Raw genomic sequence first — 16001 nt, 5'->3', positions numbered from 1 at the left:
GAACGCCTACCTGACGGGACAGCAGGATGTGCTCGCGGGTCTGCGGCATGGGGCCGTCAGCAGCCGAGCAAACCAGGATCGCGCCGTCCATCTGGGCAGCACCGGTGATCATGTTCTTCACGTAGTCAGCGTGACCCGGGCAGTCTACGTGAGCGTAGTGGCGTACCGGCGAGTCGTATTCAACGTGAGAGGTGTTGATGGTGATACCACGAGCCTTCTCTTCCGGCGCGTTGTCGATCTGGTCGAAAGCGCGAGCGGAGCCGCCCCAGGTCTCGGAGCAGACCTTGGTCAGAGCAGCGGTCAGAGTGGTTTTGCCGTGGTCAACGTGACCGATGGTGCCGACGTTGACGTGCGGTTTGTTACGTTCAAATTTTTCTTTAGCCACGAGAGTAACCTCTTACTAAAAGAGCTGAATCAAGCTTGTTTTTTGGCCAGAGCTTCGACGACGTTCGCCGGAGCTTCAGCATACTTGGAGAATTCCATGGAGTAGCTAGCGCGACCCTGGGACATGGAACGCACGTCGGTTGCATAACCGAACATCTCGCCCAGCGGAACCTCGGCACGGATAACCTTACCGGAAACCGAGTCTTCCATCCCCTGAATCAGACCACGACGACGGTTCAGGTCACCCATCACGTCACCCATGTAGTCCTCAGGAGTCACCACTTCCACCTTCATGATCGGCTCCAGAACCTTGCCGCCGCCCTTCTGGGCCAGCTGCTTGGTCGCCATGGAAGCAGCGATCTTGAACGCCATCTCGTTGGAGTCGACGTCGTGGTAGGAACCATCGAAGACGGTCGCCTTCAGGCCGATCAGCGGATAGCCGGCGACAACGCCGTTCTTCATCTGCTCTTCGATGCCCTTCTGGATGGCCGGGATGTATTCCTTCGGAACCACACCGCCCACGACTTCGTTGGTGAAGACCAGGCCTTCAGTGATGTTGCCCTTGTCGTCCACGTCCGGAGTCGAGAAACGAATCCAGCAGTGACCGAACTGACCACGACCACCGGACTGACGAACGAACTTGCCTTCGATCTCGATGTTGTCTTTCGAGATGGTTTCGCGGTACGAAACCTGCGGCTTGCCGATGTTCGCCTCAACGCCGAATTCACGCTTCATGCGGTCGACGAGGATGTCCAGGTGCAGCTCACCCATACCGGAGATGATGGTCTGGCCGGTTTCTTCGTCGGTCTTGACGCGGAACGACGGGTCTTCCTGAGCCAGCTTGCCGAGGGCGATGCCCATCTTCTCCTGGTCAGCCTTGGTCTTCGGCTCAACAGCTACCGAGATCACAGGCTCCGGGAAGTCCATACGCTCGAGGATGATCGGCTTCTCGATGTCGCACAGGGTGTCACCAGTGGTGACGTCCTTCATGCCGATCAGAGCAGCGATGTCGCCAGCGCGTACTTCTTTGATCTCGTCACGCTGGTTGGCGTGCATCTGCACCATACGACCAACGCGCTCTTTCTTGCCTTTCACGGAGTTGATAACCGAGTTACCGGACTCCAGAACGCCCGAGTAGACGCGAACGAAGGTCAGAGTACCTACGAACGGGTCAGTGGCGATCTTGAATGCCAGAGCCGAGAACGGAGCATTGTCGTCAGCCGGACGCTCGTCTTTCGGAGCATCGTCGCCGTCGTCAATGTGATCCGGGTGGATACCCTGGATCGCAGGGATCTCGGTCGGAGCAGGCAGGAAGTCGATGACGGCGTCGAGAACCAGGGGAACGCCCTTGTTCTTGAACGAGGAGCCACAGACAGCCGGTACGATTTCGCAAGCGATGGTACGCAGACGCAGGCCAGCCTTGATCTCTTCGATCGACAGCTCACCCTCTTCCAGGTACTTGTTCATCAGCTCTTCGTTGGCTTCGGCAGCAGCCTCGACCATGTTGTTGCGCCACTCGGTGGCCAGCTCAACCATGTCCGCGGGAATTTCTTCTTCGCGGTAGGAAGTGCCTTTGTCGTCTTCGTTCCAGTAGATGGCCTTCATCTTCAGCAGGTCAACCTGACCCTGGAAGTCATCTTCTGCACCGATAGCCAGCTGAACCGGAACCGGGGTATGACCCAGGCGGTTCTTGATCTGACCGACGACGCGCAGGAAGTTGGCGCCGGCGCGGTCCATCTTGTTCACGTAAACGATACGCGGAACACCGTATTTGTTGGCTTGACGCCATACGGTTTCGGACTGCGGCTCAACGCCGGAGGTGCCGCAGAACACAACGACGGCGCCGTCCAGTACGCGCAGGGAGCGCTCAACTTCAATGGTGAAGTCTACGTGGCCGGGGGTGTCGATGACGTTTACGCGGTACTTGTCGTACTGGCCGCGCGAACCTTCCCAGAAGGTGGTGATCGCAGCGGAGGTGATGGTGATACCACGCTCCTGCTCCTGCACCATCCAGTCGGTGGTAGCAGCGCCGTCGTGCACCTCACCCATCTTGTGGCTGAGACCTGTGTAGAACAGGATCCGCTCGGTGGTGGTGGTCTTGCCCGCGTCAACGTGGGCACAGATACCAATGTTCCGGTAGCGGTTGATTGCTGTATTACGAGCCATAAAGCCCTCGCAGAAGTGTTGAAGCCGTAATTAGAAGCGGTAGTGCGAGAACGCTTTGTTGGCCTCGGCCATACGGTGCACGTCTTCACGCTTCTTGACGGCGGCGCCTTTACCTTCAGCGGCATCCATCAGTTCGCCAGCGAGACGCAGAGCCATGGACTTCTCGCCACGCTTGCGGGCGAAGTCCACCAGCCAGCGCATGGCCAGTGCATTACGACGGGACGGACGTACTTCGACCGGAACCTGGTAGGTAGCACCGCCGACACGGCGGGACTTCACTTCGACCAGCGGAGCGATGGCGTCGAGTGCTTTCTCGAAGATTTCCAGGGGGTCGCCTTTACCGCGCTCTTTGACCTTGTCCAGAGCACCGTAAACGATACGCTCGGCAACGGCTTTCTTGCCGCTTTCCATCACGTGGTTCATGAACTTCGCCAGAATCTGGCTTCCGTATTTCGGATCGGCCAGGATCTCACGTTTGGCCGCTACACGACGTCTTGGCATTGATAAGCCCTCAAACGGTCTTCAGGTAATCCGGGACTCAATGCCCGACCTTACTCTTATCGACTCAGCAAATAGGAAAACAAAATTACTTCGGACGCTTCGCGCCGTACTTCGAACGACCCTGCTTACGGTCTTTGACACCGGAGGTGTCCAGCGAACCGCGCACGGTGTGGTAACGCACACCCGGAAGGTCTTTTACACGACCGCCACGGATCAGCACTACGCTGTGCTCTTGCAGGTTGTGACCTTCACCGCCGATGTACGAGGAAACCTCGAAACCGTTGGTCAGACGAACACGGCACACTTTACGCAGTGCGGAGTTCGGCTTCTTCGGGGTGGTGGTGTATACGCGGGTGCATACGCCGCGACGCTGAGGGCAGTTCTGCAGGGCAGGAACGCCGCTCTTGTCTACCAGGCGCTTGCGCGGTTTGCGCACCAGCTGGTTGATAGTTGCCATCTATAGCTCCACTGATTGTCTTACGACACTTAAAAACGAAAATGGGCAGAGCATGCGCCCTGCCAATTTTCGGGGTACAAGATACTAAAGAGCTTCCGGAATCCAGTCAAGACAAAGCCCCGGTTGTCAAGACAACCGGGGCTTCGTTTGAGGCTTAGTTACCGCTCAGATTGAGCGCTTCGGCCAGTGCTGCTTCGGCCTCGCTCGCGCTCACGCGCTGCGGTTTGCCGAGTTCGCGCTGACGCTTGCGCTCGCTGTGGTAAGCCAGACCGGTACCTGCCGGGATCAGACGACCCACGACCACGTTCTCCTTCAGGCCGCGCAGGAAGTCGCGCTTGCCGGTGACCGCCGCCTCGGTGAGGACGCGGGTGGTCTCCTGGAAGGATGCCGCCGAGATGAACGACTCGGTGGACAGCGAGGCCTTGGTGATACCCAGCAGAACGCGCTCGTACTTGGCCGGGAACTTGTCCTGGGTACCCAGCACTTCGTTCTCTTCCAGCACGTGAACCAGTTCGACCTGGTCGCCCTTGATGAAGGTCGAATCGCCCGACTCGGCCACTTCGACCTTGCGCAGCATCTGGCGCAGGATGGTCTCGATGTGCTTGTCGTTGATCTTCACGCCCTGCAGACGGTAAACGTCCTGGATCTCGTTGACGATGTACTTGGCCAGCGAGCTCACACCCAGCAGACGGAGAATGTCGTGCGGGTTGCTCGGGCCGTCGGAGATCACTTCACCACGGCTTACCTGTTCACCTTCGAACACGTTCAGGTGACGCCACTTCGGAATCAGCTCCTCGTACGGATCGCTACCGTCGGTGGGAGTGATGACCAGGCGGCGCTTGCCCTTGGTTTCCTTGCCGAAGGAAATGGTGCCGCTGATTTCCGCCAGGATCGAAGGCTCTTTCGGACGACGAGCTTCGAACAGGTCGGCAACACGCGGCAGACCACCGGTAATGTCGCGGGTCTTCGAGGTTTCCTGCGGGATACGCGCGATAACGTCACCGATACGCACTTTCGCGCCATCGTTGAGGTTGACCAGGGCGTTCGCCGGCAGGAAGTACTGAGCCGGCACGTCGGTACCCGGCAGCAGCAGATCCTTGCCTGCGGCGTCGATCAGCTTCACGGCCGGACGGATGTCCTTGCCGGCAGCCGGACGATCCTTCGGATCCATCACTTCAATGTTGGTCAGACCGGTCAGTTCGTCGGTCTGGCGCTTGATGGTGATGCCCTCTTCCATGCCCACGAAGGCCACGGTGCCGTCCATCTCGGTGACGATCGGGTGGGTGTGCGGGTCCCACTTGGCGACGATGGCGCCCGGATCGACCTTGTCACCTTCCTTCACGGAAATCACCGCACCGTACGGCAGCTTGTAGCGCTCGCGCTCACGACCGAAGTCGTCGGCTACCGCCAGCTCACCGGAACGGGAAACCGCTACCAGGGCGCCATCGGCACGCTCTACGTGCTTCAGGTTGTGCAGGCGGATGGTGCCGCCATTCTTGACCTGGACGTTGTCCACGGCGGAAGTACGGCTGGCCGCACCACCGATGTGGAAGGTACGCATGGTCAGCTGGGTACCCGGCTCACCGATCGACTGGGCAGCGATAACGCCGACAGCCTCACCGATGTTCACGCGGTGACCACGGGCCAGATCGCGGCCGTAGCACATGGCGCAGATGCCGTGACGGGTTTCGCAGGTGATCGGCGAACGCACAACGACTTCGTCGACGCTCATCTGCTCGAGGAAATCGACCCACTTCTCGTCGATCAGGGTACCGGCTTCGACGATCACGTCGTCGCTGCCCGGCTTGAACACGTCGCGAGCGATCACGCGGCCGAGTACACGCTCACCCAGCGGCTCTACTACGTCGCCGCCTTCGATGTGCGGGGACATGACCAGGCCATGCTCGGTGCCGCAGTCGATCTCGGTCACTACCAGGTCCTGGGCCACGTCGACGAGACGACGGGTCAGGTAACCGGAGTTCGCAGTCTTCAGTGCGGTATCCGCCAGACCTTTACGAGCACCGTGAGTGGAGATGAAGTACTGGAGTACGTTCAGGCCTTCACGGAAGTTCGCGGTGATCGGGGTCTCGATGATGGAGCCGTCCGGCTTGGCCATCAGGCCACGCATACCGGCCAGCTGACGGATCTGGGCCGCGGAGCCCCGCGCACCGGAGTCCGCCATCATGTACATGGAGTTGAAGGACTCCTGGTCGACCTGCTTGCCTTCGCGATCGGTCACCTTCTCTTTCGAGAGGTTGGCCATCATCGCCTTGGAGACTTCGTCGTTGGCCTTGGACCAGAGGTCGATCACCTTGTTGTACTTCTCGCCCTGGGTTACCAGGCCGGAGGCGTACTGGCTCTCGATCTCCTTCACTTCCTCGGTGGCGGCATCGATGATGCGAGCCTTTTCGTCCGGGATGACGAAGTCGTTCACGCCAATCGACACGCCGGAGATGGTCGAATAGGCGAAGCCGGTGTACATCAGCTGGTCAGCGAAGATGACGGTGTCCTTCAGACCGACCACGCGATAGCAGTGGTTGATCAGCTTGGAGATCGCCTTCTTCTTCATCGACTGGTTGACCACGTCGAACGGCAGACCTGCCGGCACGACCTGGAACAGCAGCGCACGGCCAACGGTGGAATCGACGATACGAGTGTTGGCGGTCAGGCTGCCGTCCTCGTTCTTGATCTTCTCGTTGATGCGCACTTTTACGCGGGCGTGCAGGGACACCTGGCCGCTGCGGTACGCGCGGTCAACTTCCTGCAAGTCTGCGAAAGCCATGCCCTCGCCCTTCGCGTTGATCGCTTCACGGGTCATGTAGTACAGACCCATTACCACGTCCTGCGACGGAACGATGATCGGCTCGCCGTTGGCGGGCGACAGAATGTTGTTGGTGGACATCATCAGCGCGCGCGCTTCCAGCTGAGCCTCGAGGGTCAGCGGAACGTGCACGGCCATCTGGTCACCGTCGAAGTCGGCGTTGTACGCGGCGCAGACCAGCGGGTGCAGCTGGATGGCTTTACCTTCGATCAGTACCGGCTCGAACGCCTGGATGCCCAGACGGTGCAGAGTCGGCGCACGGTTCAGCAGTACGGGGTGTTCGCGGATGACTTCGGCGAGAACGTCCCACACTTCCGGCAGCTCGCGCTCGACCATCTTCTTGGCGGCCTTGATGGTGGTGGCCATGCCACGACCTTCCAGCTTGCCGAAGATGAACGGCTTGAACAGCTCCAGGGCCATTTTCTTCGGCAGACCGCACTGGTGCAGACGCAGGGTCGGACCTACGGTAATTACCGAACGGCCGGAGTAGTCCACGCGCTTGCCGAGCAGGTTCTGACGGAAGCGACCCTGCTTGCCCTTGATCATGTCGGCCAGGGACTTCAGCGGGCGCTTGTTCGAGCCGGTGATGGCACGGCCACGACGGCCGTTGTCCAGCAGGGCGTCGACGGCTTCCTGCAGCATGCGCTTTTCGTTGCGCACGATGATGTCCGGAGCAGCCAGGTCGAGCAGGCGCTTCAGACGGTTGTTACGGTTGATCACGCGGCGATACAGATCGTTCAGATCCGAAGTCGCGAAGCGGCCGCCATCCAGCGGAACCAGCGGACGCAGGTCCGGCGGCAGCACCGGCAGGACGGTCAGCACCATCCACTCGGGATGGTTGCCGGAGCCCTGGAAGGCTTCCATCAGCTTCAGGCGCTTGGACAGCTTCTTGATCTTGGTTTCCGAGTTGGTCTGCGGAATTTCTTCGCGCAGGCGGCCGATCTCGTGCTCCAGATCGATAGCGTTGAGCAGTTCGCGAACGGCTTCCGCACCCATGCGGGCGTCGAAGTCGTCACCGAACTCTTCGAGGGCTTCGAAGTACTGCTCGTCGTTCAGCAGCTGGCCCTTCTCCAGGGTAGTCATGCCCGGATCGATCACCACGTAGCTCTCGAAATAGAGCACGCGTTCGATGTCACGCAGGGTCATGTCCAGCAGCAGGCCAATACGGGACGGCAGGGACTTCAGGAACCAGATGTGGGCGACCGGCGAGGCCAGCTCGATGTGGCCCATGCGCTCACGGCGCACCTTGGCCAGCGCGACTTCGACGCCGCACTTCTCGCAGATCACACCGCGGTGCTTGAGGCGCTTGTACTTACCGCACAGGCACTCATAGTCCTTCACCGGGCCAAAGATCTTGGCGCAGAACAGACCATCGCGCTCCGGCTTGAAGGTACGGTAGTTGATGGTCTCCGGCTTCTTGACTTCGCCGAAGGACCAGGAACGGATCATCTCGGGCGAGGCCAGGCCAATACGGATGGCATCGAACTCTTCGATCTGACCCTGGTTTTTCAACAGATTAAGCAAGTCTTTCAAGGCCTTTCCTCCTCACGGACCCGGTGCGACCGGCCTTGACCAGCCGCACCGTTTGACGTCACGTGTTATTCGGTTTCCAGTTCGATATCGATGCCGAGCGAGCGGATCTCTTTGATCAACACGTTGAAGGACTCGGGCATGCCGGCCTCCATGCGGTGATCTCCGTCCACGATGTTCTTGTACATCTTGGTACGGCCGTTCACGTCGTCCGACTTCACGGTCAGCATTTCCTGCAGGGTGTAGGCGGCACCGTAGGCTTCCAGCGCCCAGACCTCCATCTCCCCGAAACGCTGGCCACCGAACTGCGCCTTACCACCCAGCGGCTGCTGGGTAACCAGGCTGTAGGAGCCGGTGGAACGTGCGTGCATCTTGTCATCGACCAGGTGGTTCAGCTTGAGCATGTACATGTAACCAACAGTGGTCGTACGCTCGAACTGGTTGCCGGTGCGGCCGTCATACAGACGCATCTGACCGCTCTCCGGCAGATCGGCCAGCTTCAGCATGGCCTTGATCTCGCGCTCCTTGGCACCGTCGAACACCGGGGTAGCCATGGGCACGCCGCCCTTGAGGTTGTTGGCCAGAGCGAGGATCTCGTTATCGTTCAGCTCGTCCAGGCTCTCCTGGCGGCCGCCGATCTCGTTGTAGATCTCGTTCAGGAAGACACGCAGCTCGGCGATCTTGCGCTGCTCTTCGAGCATGCGGTTGATCTTCTCGCCCAGGCCCTTGGCCGCGAGGCCCAGGTGGGTTTCGAGGATCTGGCCGACGTTCATACGCGACGGTACGCCCAGCGGGTTCAGAACGATATCCACCGGAGTGCCGTTGGCATCGTGCGGCATGTCTTCGACCGGCATGATCACGGAGACCACACCCTTGTTACCGTGGCGGCCCGCCATCTTGTCGCCCGGCTGGATGCGGCGCTTGATAGCGAGGTAGACCTTGACGATCTTCAGTACGCCCGGAGCCAGGTCGTCGCCCTGCTGCAGCTTGCGCTTCTTGTCTTCGAACTTGTCGTCGAGCATCTGACGGCGGTCGCTGATGTAGGCCTGGGCCTTCTCCAGCTGCTCGTTCAGAGCATCTTCCGCCATGCGCAGCTTGAACCACTGGCCGCGCTCGAGGCCGTCCAGGTACTCGTCGGTGATCTCTGCGCCTTTCTTCAGGGCAGGACCGCCGTCGGCCTTGGCACCGACCAGAGCGGAACGCAGACGCTCGAAGGTTGCGCCTTCGACGATGCGGAACTCTTCGTTCAGGTCCTTGCGGATCTCGTCCAGCTGCATCTTCTCGATGGACAGGGCACGGCTATCGCGCTCCACGCCATCGCGGGTGAAGACCTGTACGTCGATGACGGTGCCCTTGGTGCCGGTCGGCACACGCAGGGAGGTGTCCTTCACGTCGGACGCCTTCTCACCGAAGATCGCGCGCAGCAGCTTCTCTTCCGGAGTCAGCTGGGTCTCGCCTTTCGGAGTGACCTTGCCAACCAGGATGTCGCCGGCCTGTACTTCGGCGCCGACGTAGACGATGCCTGCTTCGTCCAGCTTGTTCAGCGCAGCCTCACCCACGTTCGGGATGTCCGCGGTGATTTCTTCTGGGCCGAGCTTGGTGTCACGGGCAACGCAGGTCAGTTCCTGGATGTGGATCGTGGTGAAACGATCTTCCTGGACCACGCGCTCGGACAGGCAGATGGAGTCTTCGAAGTTGAAGCCGTTCCAGGGCATGAACGCTACGCGCATGTTCTGACCCAGAGCCAGTTCACCCATGTCGGTGGACGGGCCGTCGGCCAGGATGTCGCTGCGCGAAACCTGATCACCCTTCTGCACCAGCGGACGCTGGTTGATGCAGGTGTTCTGGTTGGAACGGGTGTACTTGGTCAGGTTGTAGATGTCGACACCGGCTTCGCCAGTCTCGACTTCATCGTCGTTCACACGCACAACGATACGGCTGGCATCGACCGAGTCGATCACGCCACCACGACGAGCTACCACGCAGACGCCGGAGTCACGGGCGACGTTGCGCTCCATGCCGGTACCTACCAGCGGCTTGTCGGCGCGCAGAGTCGGTACAGCCTGACGCTGCATGTTCGAACCCATGAGTGCACGGTTGGCGTCGTCGTGCTCGAGGAACGGAATCAGCGAGGCAGCGACGGAAACGACCTGCTTCGGCGATACGTCCATGAGGGTGACGTCTTCCGGCGCCTTCACGGTGAATTCGTTCAGGTGACGGACGGCAACCAGTTCGTCGATCAGCTGGCCCTTTTCGTTCAGGGTCGCGGACGCCTGAGCGATGACATGGTCAGCTTCTTCGATTGCGGACAGGAAGACGATGTCGTCGCTGACCAGACCTTCCTTCACCACGCGGTACGGGCTTTCCAGGAAGCCGTACTTGTTGGTGCGGGCGTAGGTGGCCAGGGAGTTGATCAGACCGATGTTCGGACCTTCAGGGGTTTCGATCGGGCACACACGGCCGTAGTGGGTCGGGTGTACGTCACGAACCTCGAAGCCTGCGCGCTCACGGGTCAGACCACCCGGGCCGAGTGCGGAGACACGGCGCTTGTGGGTGATCTCGGAGAGCGGGTTGTTCTGGTCCATGAACTGCGACAGCTGGCTGGAGCCGAAGAATTCCTTGATCGCGGCAGCCACCGGCTTGGCGTTGATCAGGTCCTGCGGCATCAGGCCTTCGCTTTCGGCCATCGACAGACGTTCCTTGACCGCGCGCTCTACACGCACCAGGCCAACGCGGAACTGGTTCTCGGCCATCTCGCCGACGCAACGGACGCGACGGTTACCCAGGTGGTCGATGTCGTCGACGATGCCTTTACCGTTACGGATGGCAACCAGGGTCTTGAGGACCTCGACGATGTCTTCCTTGCTCAGGACGCCGGCGCCTTCGATCTCGGAACGACCGATGCGGCGGTTGAACTTCATGCGGCCAACGGCGGACAGGTCGTAACGCTCGGCGCTGAAGAACAGGTTGCCGAACAGGGTCTCGGCAGCTTCCTTGGTCGGCGGCTCGCCGGGACGCATCATGCGATAGATCTCGACCAGCGCTTCCAGTTGGTTGCTGGTGGAGTCGATCTTCAGCGTGTCGGAGATGAACGGTCCGCAGTCGATGTCGTTGGTGTACAGCGTTTCCAGGCGCGCGACCTGGGCCTTGGCGATCTTGGCCAGGGCGTCGACGGTCAGCTCGGTGTTGCACTCGGCAATGATCTCGCCGGTGGCCGGATGCACGACAGCCTTGGCTACGGTACGGCCAATCAGGTAGTCGAACGGCACTTCCAGCTGGCTGATGCCGGCCTTCTCGAGCTGGTTGATGTGGCGCGCAGTGATACGGCGGCCCGCTTCAACGATGACCTTGCCGGCAGCATCCTTGATGTCGAAGCTGGCGATCTCGCCACGCAGACGCGACGGCACCAGTTCCAGGTTCAGGGTCTCGCCCTTGATCTGGTAGACGTTGGTGTCATAGAACGCGTTGAGGATTTCCTCGGTGCTGTAGTTCAGCGCGCGCAGCAGGACCGAAGCCGGCAGTTTGCGGCGACGGTCGATACGAACGAACACGCAGTCCTTCGGATCGAACTCGAAGTCGAGCCACGAACCGCGGTAAGGAATGATACGAGCGGAGTACAGCAGCTTGCCGGAGCTGTGGGTCTTGCCACGGTCGTGGTCGAAGAACACACCCGGGGAACGGTGCAGCTGGGAAACGATGACGCGCTCGGTACCGTTGATGATGAAGGTACCGTTCTCGGTCATCAGGGGGATTTCCCCCATGTAGACTTCTTGTTCCTTGATGTCCTTGATCGCTTTGTTCGACGATTCTTTGTCGAAAATGATCAGGCGCACTTTCACACGCAGCGGGACCGCGAAGGTCACACCACGCAGCACGCATTCCTTGACATCGAAGGCCGGCTCACCGAGGCGGTAGCCGACGTATTCCAGGGCAGCATTGCCGGAATAGCTGATAATCGGGAAAACGGACTTGAAGGCCGCATGCAGGCCGATGTCTCGAACCTGGTCCTTGCTCGCGCCGGCCTGCAGGAATTCGCGATAGGAATCCAGCTGGATGGCCAGCAAATACGGCACATCCATGACGTCCGGCAACTTGCTAAAGTCCTTGCGGATACGTTTTTTCTCAGTGTATGAGTAAGCCATCAGCGTTCCCCAGCTTGGTCACCTGCTTGATTGGCCTCTCCCGCGCGGGGAGCAGCCCAAAATCGTGCAAACCCTTGGTTTGCGCCGCCAGTCGTGGCGGGATTTTCACGTTATGGAGGGGCACCCACGGCACCCCACCCATAACGGAAAAAGGCCGGTGGCATTTGCCACCAGCCATCAGCCTGTCGCTTAACGCTCGGGCTGTCGACGCAAGGTACGAACTTACTTGAGCTCGACCTTGGCGCCTGCTTCTTCCAGGGCTTTCTTGGCAGCTTCGGCTTCTTCTTTCGAAGCGCCTTCCTTGACCACGCCCGGGGCGCCGTCAACGACAGCCTTGGCTTCTTTCAGGCCCAGGCCGGTCAGTTCACGAACGACCTTGATCACGTTCACTTTCTTGTCGCCAGCTTCGGCCAGGACGATGGTGAACTCGGTCTGCTCTTCAGCAGCGGCAGCAGCCGGGCCGGCAGCAGCAACGGTAGCGGCAGCAGCGGTAACGCCGAACTTCTCTTCCATCGCCTTGATCAGTTCAACGATCTGCATGACGGACATTTCGGATACGGCGGAGATGATGTCTTCGTTGGTCAGAGCCATGACTCTAATTCCTGTATTGGGTGACGGCCTAAGGCCATCGAATTAAACAAAAAAGGTTGAAAGGAGATGCCGAGCCTTAGGCTGCGGTAGCTTCTTTCTGATCGCGAATTGCCGCCAGAGTACGAGCCAGCTTGCTGGTAGCGCCTTGAATCACGCTCATCAGCTGTGCAACAGCTTCGTTGTAGGTCGGCAGGGTCGCCAGCACGTCGATCTGATTGGCTGCGAGGAACTGACCCTCGAACGCGGCCGCCTTGATCTCGAACTTGTCCTGACCCTTGGCAAACTCCTTGAAGATACGAGCGGCAGCGCCCGGATGTTCGTTGGAGAAAGCAATCAGGGTCGGGCCCTTGAACACGTCGTTGAGCACTTCAAACTGAGTGCCTTCAACGGCGCGCTTGAGCAGGGTGTTACGTACGACTTTCACGTACACACCAGCTGCGCGGGCCTCTTTACGGAGTCCGGTCATAGCGCCGACAGTCACGCCGCGTGCATCAACCACGACAGCGGACAGACCGGCTTTGGCAGCCTCGTTGACTTCAGCGACGATGGCCTTCTTGTCTTCGAGTTTAATTGCCACGGGTTTACTCCTGGATGTTACCGATTCGTCCAGCCTGAGCCGGACGGCGTTTTGGTGTCTGATTCGGTAAACGAATCGGGAGCACCATCTGCGTAGGCTTGAGAGGTTTACCTCCCGGGTTTAAGGCTTGCGCCGCCTACGGTCTTGGATAGCCCCCGCCAGGCAGGGACCCCAATACCTGCGAACAGTGGGCGAACCCACTGTCCGACTTAGTTCATCAGCCTTCCAGCGAAGCCTGATCGATCTGCAGACCCGGGCCCATGGTGGTGCTCAGGGTTACGCGCTGAACATACACGCCCTTCGAGGAGGACGGCTTCAGACGCTTCAGATCGCTCAGCAGCGCTTCCACGTTCTGCTTCAGCTTGACCGGCTCGAAGTCGATCTTGCCAACGGAAGCGTGGATGATGCCGTTCTTGTCGGTACGGAAACGTACCTGACCGGCTTTGGCGTTCTTGACAGCGGTGGCGACGTCCGGGGTCACGGTGCCGACTTTCGGGTTCGGCATCAGACCGCGCGGGCCGAGAACCTGACCCAGCTGGCCAACAACACGCATCGCGTCCGGGGAGGCGATGACGACGTCGTAGTTCAGGTCGCCGGCTTTCATTTCGGCAGCCAGCTCGTCCATGCCAACCTTGTCTGCACCAGCAGCCAGGGCAGCTTCAACACCAGGACCCTGGGTGAAGACGGCAACGCGTACGGATTTGCCGGTACCGTTCGGCAGAACGGTGGCGCCACGTACGACCTGGTCGGATTTACGCGGATCAACGCCCAGATTGATGGCGATGTCCACGGACTCCTTGAACTTGATGGTCGACAGCTCGGCCAGCAGCTTGGCGGCATCTTCGAAGCCGTATTGCTTGCCCGCTTCAACCTTCTCGGCGATAGCCTTTTGACGCTTGGTCAGCTTAGCCATTACACACCCTCCACGTTCAGGCCCATGCTGCGCGCGGAGCCAGCAATGGTGCGTACGGCAGCGTCCAGGTCAGCAGCGGTCAGGTCAGCCTGCTTGGCCTTGGCGATCTCTTCCAGCTGGGCACGGGTAACGGTGCCGACTTTCTGAGAGTTCGGACGAGCGGAACCGCTGGTGATGCCAGCTGCTTTCTTCAGCAGGACGGCAGCCGGGGTGCTCTTGGTTTCGAAGGTGAAGCTACGGTCGCTGTAAACGGTGATGATCACAGGAGTCGGCAGACCCGGCTCTTGGCCTTGGGTCTTGGCGTTGAACGCCTTGCAGAATTCCATGATGTTCACGCCGTGCTGACCCAGAGCAGGGCCCACGGGCGGCGACGGGTTGGCCTGGCCGGCCTTAACTTGCAGCTTGATGTAAGCCGTGATTTTCTTAGCCATTTGCTACTCCAAATGCGGGTCAAACGCCCTGACGGGCTCCCCGGTTGCTATCGCGTTTATCCCAATGACGACAAAACCCCGCAGCCTAGGGCTGCGGGGTGTGGGATTCATTGTGCCAGTTAGACCTTCTCTACCTGACTGAACTCCAGCTCCACCGGAGTAGAGCGACCGAAAATGAGCACAGCGACCTGGATGCGGCTCTTTTCGTAGTTAACTTCTTCGACGACACCATTGAAGTCGGCGAACGGACCATCGATAACGCGAACGGTCTCGCCCGGCTCGAACAGCGTCTTCGGCTTGGGCTTGTCGCCGCTATCGGCAACGCGACGCAGGATGGCATCAGCTTCCTTGTCGGTGATCGGCGCCGGCTTGTCGGCGGTACCACCAATGAAGCCCATGACGCGAGGAGTATCCTTGACCAGGTGCCAGGTACCCTCGTTCATTTCCATCTGCACCAGGACATAGCCCGGGAAGAATTTGCGCTCACTTTTGCGCTTCTGGCCGTTCCGCATCTCTACCACTTCCTCGGTAGGGACCAGAATCTCACCAAACCCGTCTTCCATGCCGGCCAGTTTGACCCGCTCGATCAGCGAGCGCATGACATGCTTCTCGTAACCCGAGTAGGCATGCACAACGTACCAACGCTTAGCCACGGAACACCCTTAACCTACGATCATGGAAACCAGCCAACCCAGCAGGGAGTCGAGCCCCCAAAGCACCAGCGCCATTACCAGCACTACTGCCACTACGATCAGCGTGGTCTGAGTTGTCTCTTGACGAGACGGCCATACAACCTTGCGAATCTCGGCGCGAGCTTCTTTAGCCAAAGTAAAGAACGCGCGCCCCTTGACGGTTTGCAGCGCAATGAAACCTGCAACAGCCGCCATCACGAGAATACCGAGAACGCGATAGAAGATCGGTTGCGCGGAGTAATACTGGTTGGCAACCACAGCCACCACCACCAGCACTGCAACCACAAGCCACTTCAAGAGATCAAGACGCGACTCTTTGGCTTCTACCTTCGCATTCATCTGCTAGGAATCCCGTTTAAAGAAGTGCCAGATCTTGAGAAATCTGGCAGGCCAGGAGGGAATCGAACCCCCAACCTGCGGTTTTGGAGACCGCCGCTCTGCCAATTGAGCTACTGGCCTAGAACAAAGTCAGGCCGACCATTATGCCGGCCTGATAGGGAAAGATCAATCGATTATTCGATGATCTTGGCAACCACGCCGGCACCAACGGTACGGCCGCCTTCGCGAATCGCGAAGCGCAGGCCATCTTCCATGGCGATCGGAGCGATCAGGGTGACAACCATTTTCACGTTGTCGCCCGGCATTACCATCTCAACGCCTTCCGGCAGTTCGCAGTTGCCGGTTACGTCGGTGGTACGGAAGTAGAACTGCGGACGGTAGCCCTTGAAGAACGGGGTGTGACGACCACCTTCTTCTTTGGACAGCACGTACACTTCGCACTCGAACTTGGTGTGCG

General features: G+C 59.7%; 13 protein-coding genes and 1 tRNA gene. All 14 read right to left on the bottom strand.

Features of this window, described 5'->3' with window-relative positions:
• Nucleotides 1-385: GTP-binding protein (locus L6D89_RS31875; protein WP_236202290.1), on the bottom strand; the 385-nt coding region annotated here is incomplete at its 3' end.
• A 29-nt stretch (nucleotides 386-414) separates the two neighbouring features.
• Complete coding sequence (gene fusA / locus L6D89_RS31870) at nucleotides 415-2550, bottom strand: elongation factor G (RefSeq protein ID WP_192435059.1); 2136 nt, start codon at nucleotides 2548-2550, stop codon at nucleotides 415-417.
• A gap of 30 nt (nucleotides 2551-2580) precedes the next feature.
• Nucleotides 2581-3051: a 30S ribosomal protein S7 gene (rpsG, locus tag L6D89_RS31865; protein WP_054910989.1), complete on the bottom strand. Its 471-nt coding sequence runs from the start codon at nucleotides 3049-3051 to the stop codon at nucleotides 2581-2583.
• Nucleotides 3052-3136: 85 nt separating this feature from the next.
• Complete coding sequence (gene rpsL, locus L6D89_RS31860; RefSeq protein WP_015475317.1) at nucleotides 3137-3508, bottom strand: 30S ribosomal protein S12; 372 nt, start codon at nucleotides 3506-3508, stop codon at nucleotides 3137-3139.
• A 154-nt stretch (nucleotides 3509-3662) separates the two neighbouring features.
• On the bottom strand, nucleotides 3663-7862 hold the full coding sequence (gene rpoC / locus L6D89_RS31855; protein WP_236172368.1) for a DNA-directed RNA polymerase subunit beta': 4200 nt from the start codon (nucleotides 7860-7862) through the stop codon (nucleotides 3663-3665).
• A gap of 65 nt (nucleotides 7863-7927) precedes the next feature.
• Entirely contained in the window at nucleotides 7928-12001 is a 4074-nt protein-coding gene (gene rpoB, locus L6D89_RS31850) for a DNA-directed RNA polymerase subunit beta (protein ID WP_054910991.1), read from the bottom strand.
• Between the two features lie 222 nt (nucleotides 12002-12223).
• On the bottom strand, nucleotides 12224-12592 hold the full coding sequence (gene rplL, locus L6D89_RS31845; protein ID WP_017516430.1) for a 50S ribosomal protein L7/L12: 369 nt from the start codon (nucleotides 12590-12592) through the stop codon (nucleotides 12224-12226).
• Nucleotides 12593-12668: 76 nt separating this feature from the next.
• Entirely contained in the window at nucleotides 12669-13169 is a 501-nt protein-coding gene (gene rplJ, locus L6D89_RS31840; protein WP_015475313.1) for a 50S ribosomal protein L10, read from the bottom strand.
• Nucleotides 13170-13386: 217 nt separating this feature from the next.
• Nucleotides 13387-14082, bottom strand: a complete 696-nt coding sequence (rplA, locus tag L6D89_RS31835; protein WP_017516428.1) for a 50S ribosomal protein L1 — start codon at nucleotides 14080-14082, stop codon at nucleotides 13387-13389.
• Entirely contained in the window at nucleotides 14082-14513 is a 432-nt protein-coding gene (rplK, locus tag L6D89_RS31830) for a 50S ribosomal protein L11 (protein WP_024767122.1), read from the bottom strand. The genes rplA and rplK overlap by 1 nt, the downstream gene beginning before the upstream one ends.
• Before the next feature lie 119 nt (nucleotides 14514-14632).
• Nucleotides 14633-15166 carry a transcription termination/antitermination protein NusG gene (gene nusG / locus L6D89_RS31825; protein ID WP_015475310.1) on the bottom strand — a complete coding sequence of 178 codons (534 nt, stop codon included), beginning with the start codon at nucleotides 15164-15166 and terminating at the stop codon, nucleotides 14633-14635.
• A gap of 9 nt (nucleotides 15167-15175) precedes the next feature.
• A complete protein-coding gene (gene secE / locus L6D89_RS31820; protein ID WP_088421640.1) occupies nucleotides 15176-15544 on the bottom strand; it encodes a preprotein translocase subunit SecE in 369 nt (122 codons plus the stop codon).
• A gap of 44 nt (nucleotides 15545-15588) precedes the next feature.
• Nucleotides 15589-15664, bottom strand: a tRNA-Trp gene (locus L6D89_RS31815).
• A 53-nt stretch (nucleotides 15665-15717) separates the two neighbouring features.
• Nucleotides 15718-16001 (bottom strand): EF-Tu C-terminal domain-related protein (locus L6D89_RS31810; RefSeq protein ID WP_479685102.1); only part of this gene is annotated, 284 nt, incomplete at its 5' end.

Source organism: Pseudomonas pseudonitroreducens (assembly GCF_021603645.1).
GTDB lineage: Bacteria > Pseudomonadota > Gammaproteobacteria > Pseudomonadales > Pseudomonadaceae > Pseudomonas > Pseudomonas pseudonitroreducens.
This window is presented reverse-complemented; position numbering and strand designations above follow the sequence as displayed.

Coding starts and splice junctions, on each gene's coding strand:
- fusA (WP_192435059.1), bottom strand. CDS start 2,550: ATGGCTCGTAATACAGCAATCAACCGCTACCGGAACATTGGTATCTGT.
- rpsG (WP_054910989.1), bottom strand. CDS start 3,051: ATGCCAAGACGTCGTGTAGCGGCCAAACGTGAGATCCTGGCCGATCCG.
- rpsL (WP_015475317.1), bottom strand. CDS start 3,508: ATGGCAACTATCAACCAGCTGGTGCGCAAACCGCGCAAGCGCCTGGTA.
- rpoB (WP_054910991.1), bottom strand. CDS start 12,001: ATGGCTTACTCATACACTGAGAAAAAACGTATCCGCAAGGACTTTAGC.
- rplL (WP_017516430.1), bottom strand. CDS start 12,592: ATGGCTCTGACCAACGAAGACATCATCTCCGCCGTATCCGAAATGTCC.
- rplA (WP_017516428.1), bottom strand. CDS start 14,082: ATGGCTAAGCTGACCAAGCGTCAAAAGGCTATCGCCGAGAAGGTTGAA.
- rplK (WP_024767122.1), bottom strand. CDS start 14,513: ATGGCTAAGAAAATCACGGCTTACATCAAGCTGCAAGTTAAGGCCGGC.
- secE (WP_088421640.1), bottom strand. CDS start 15,544: ATGAATGCGAAGGTAGAAGCCAAAGAGTCGCGTCTTGATCTCTTGAAG.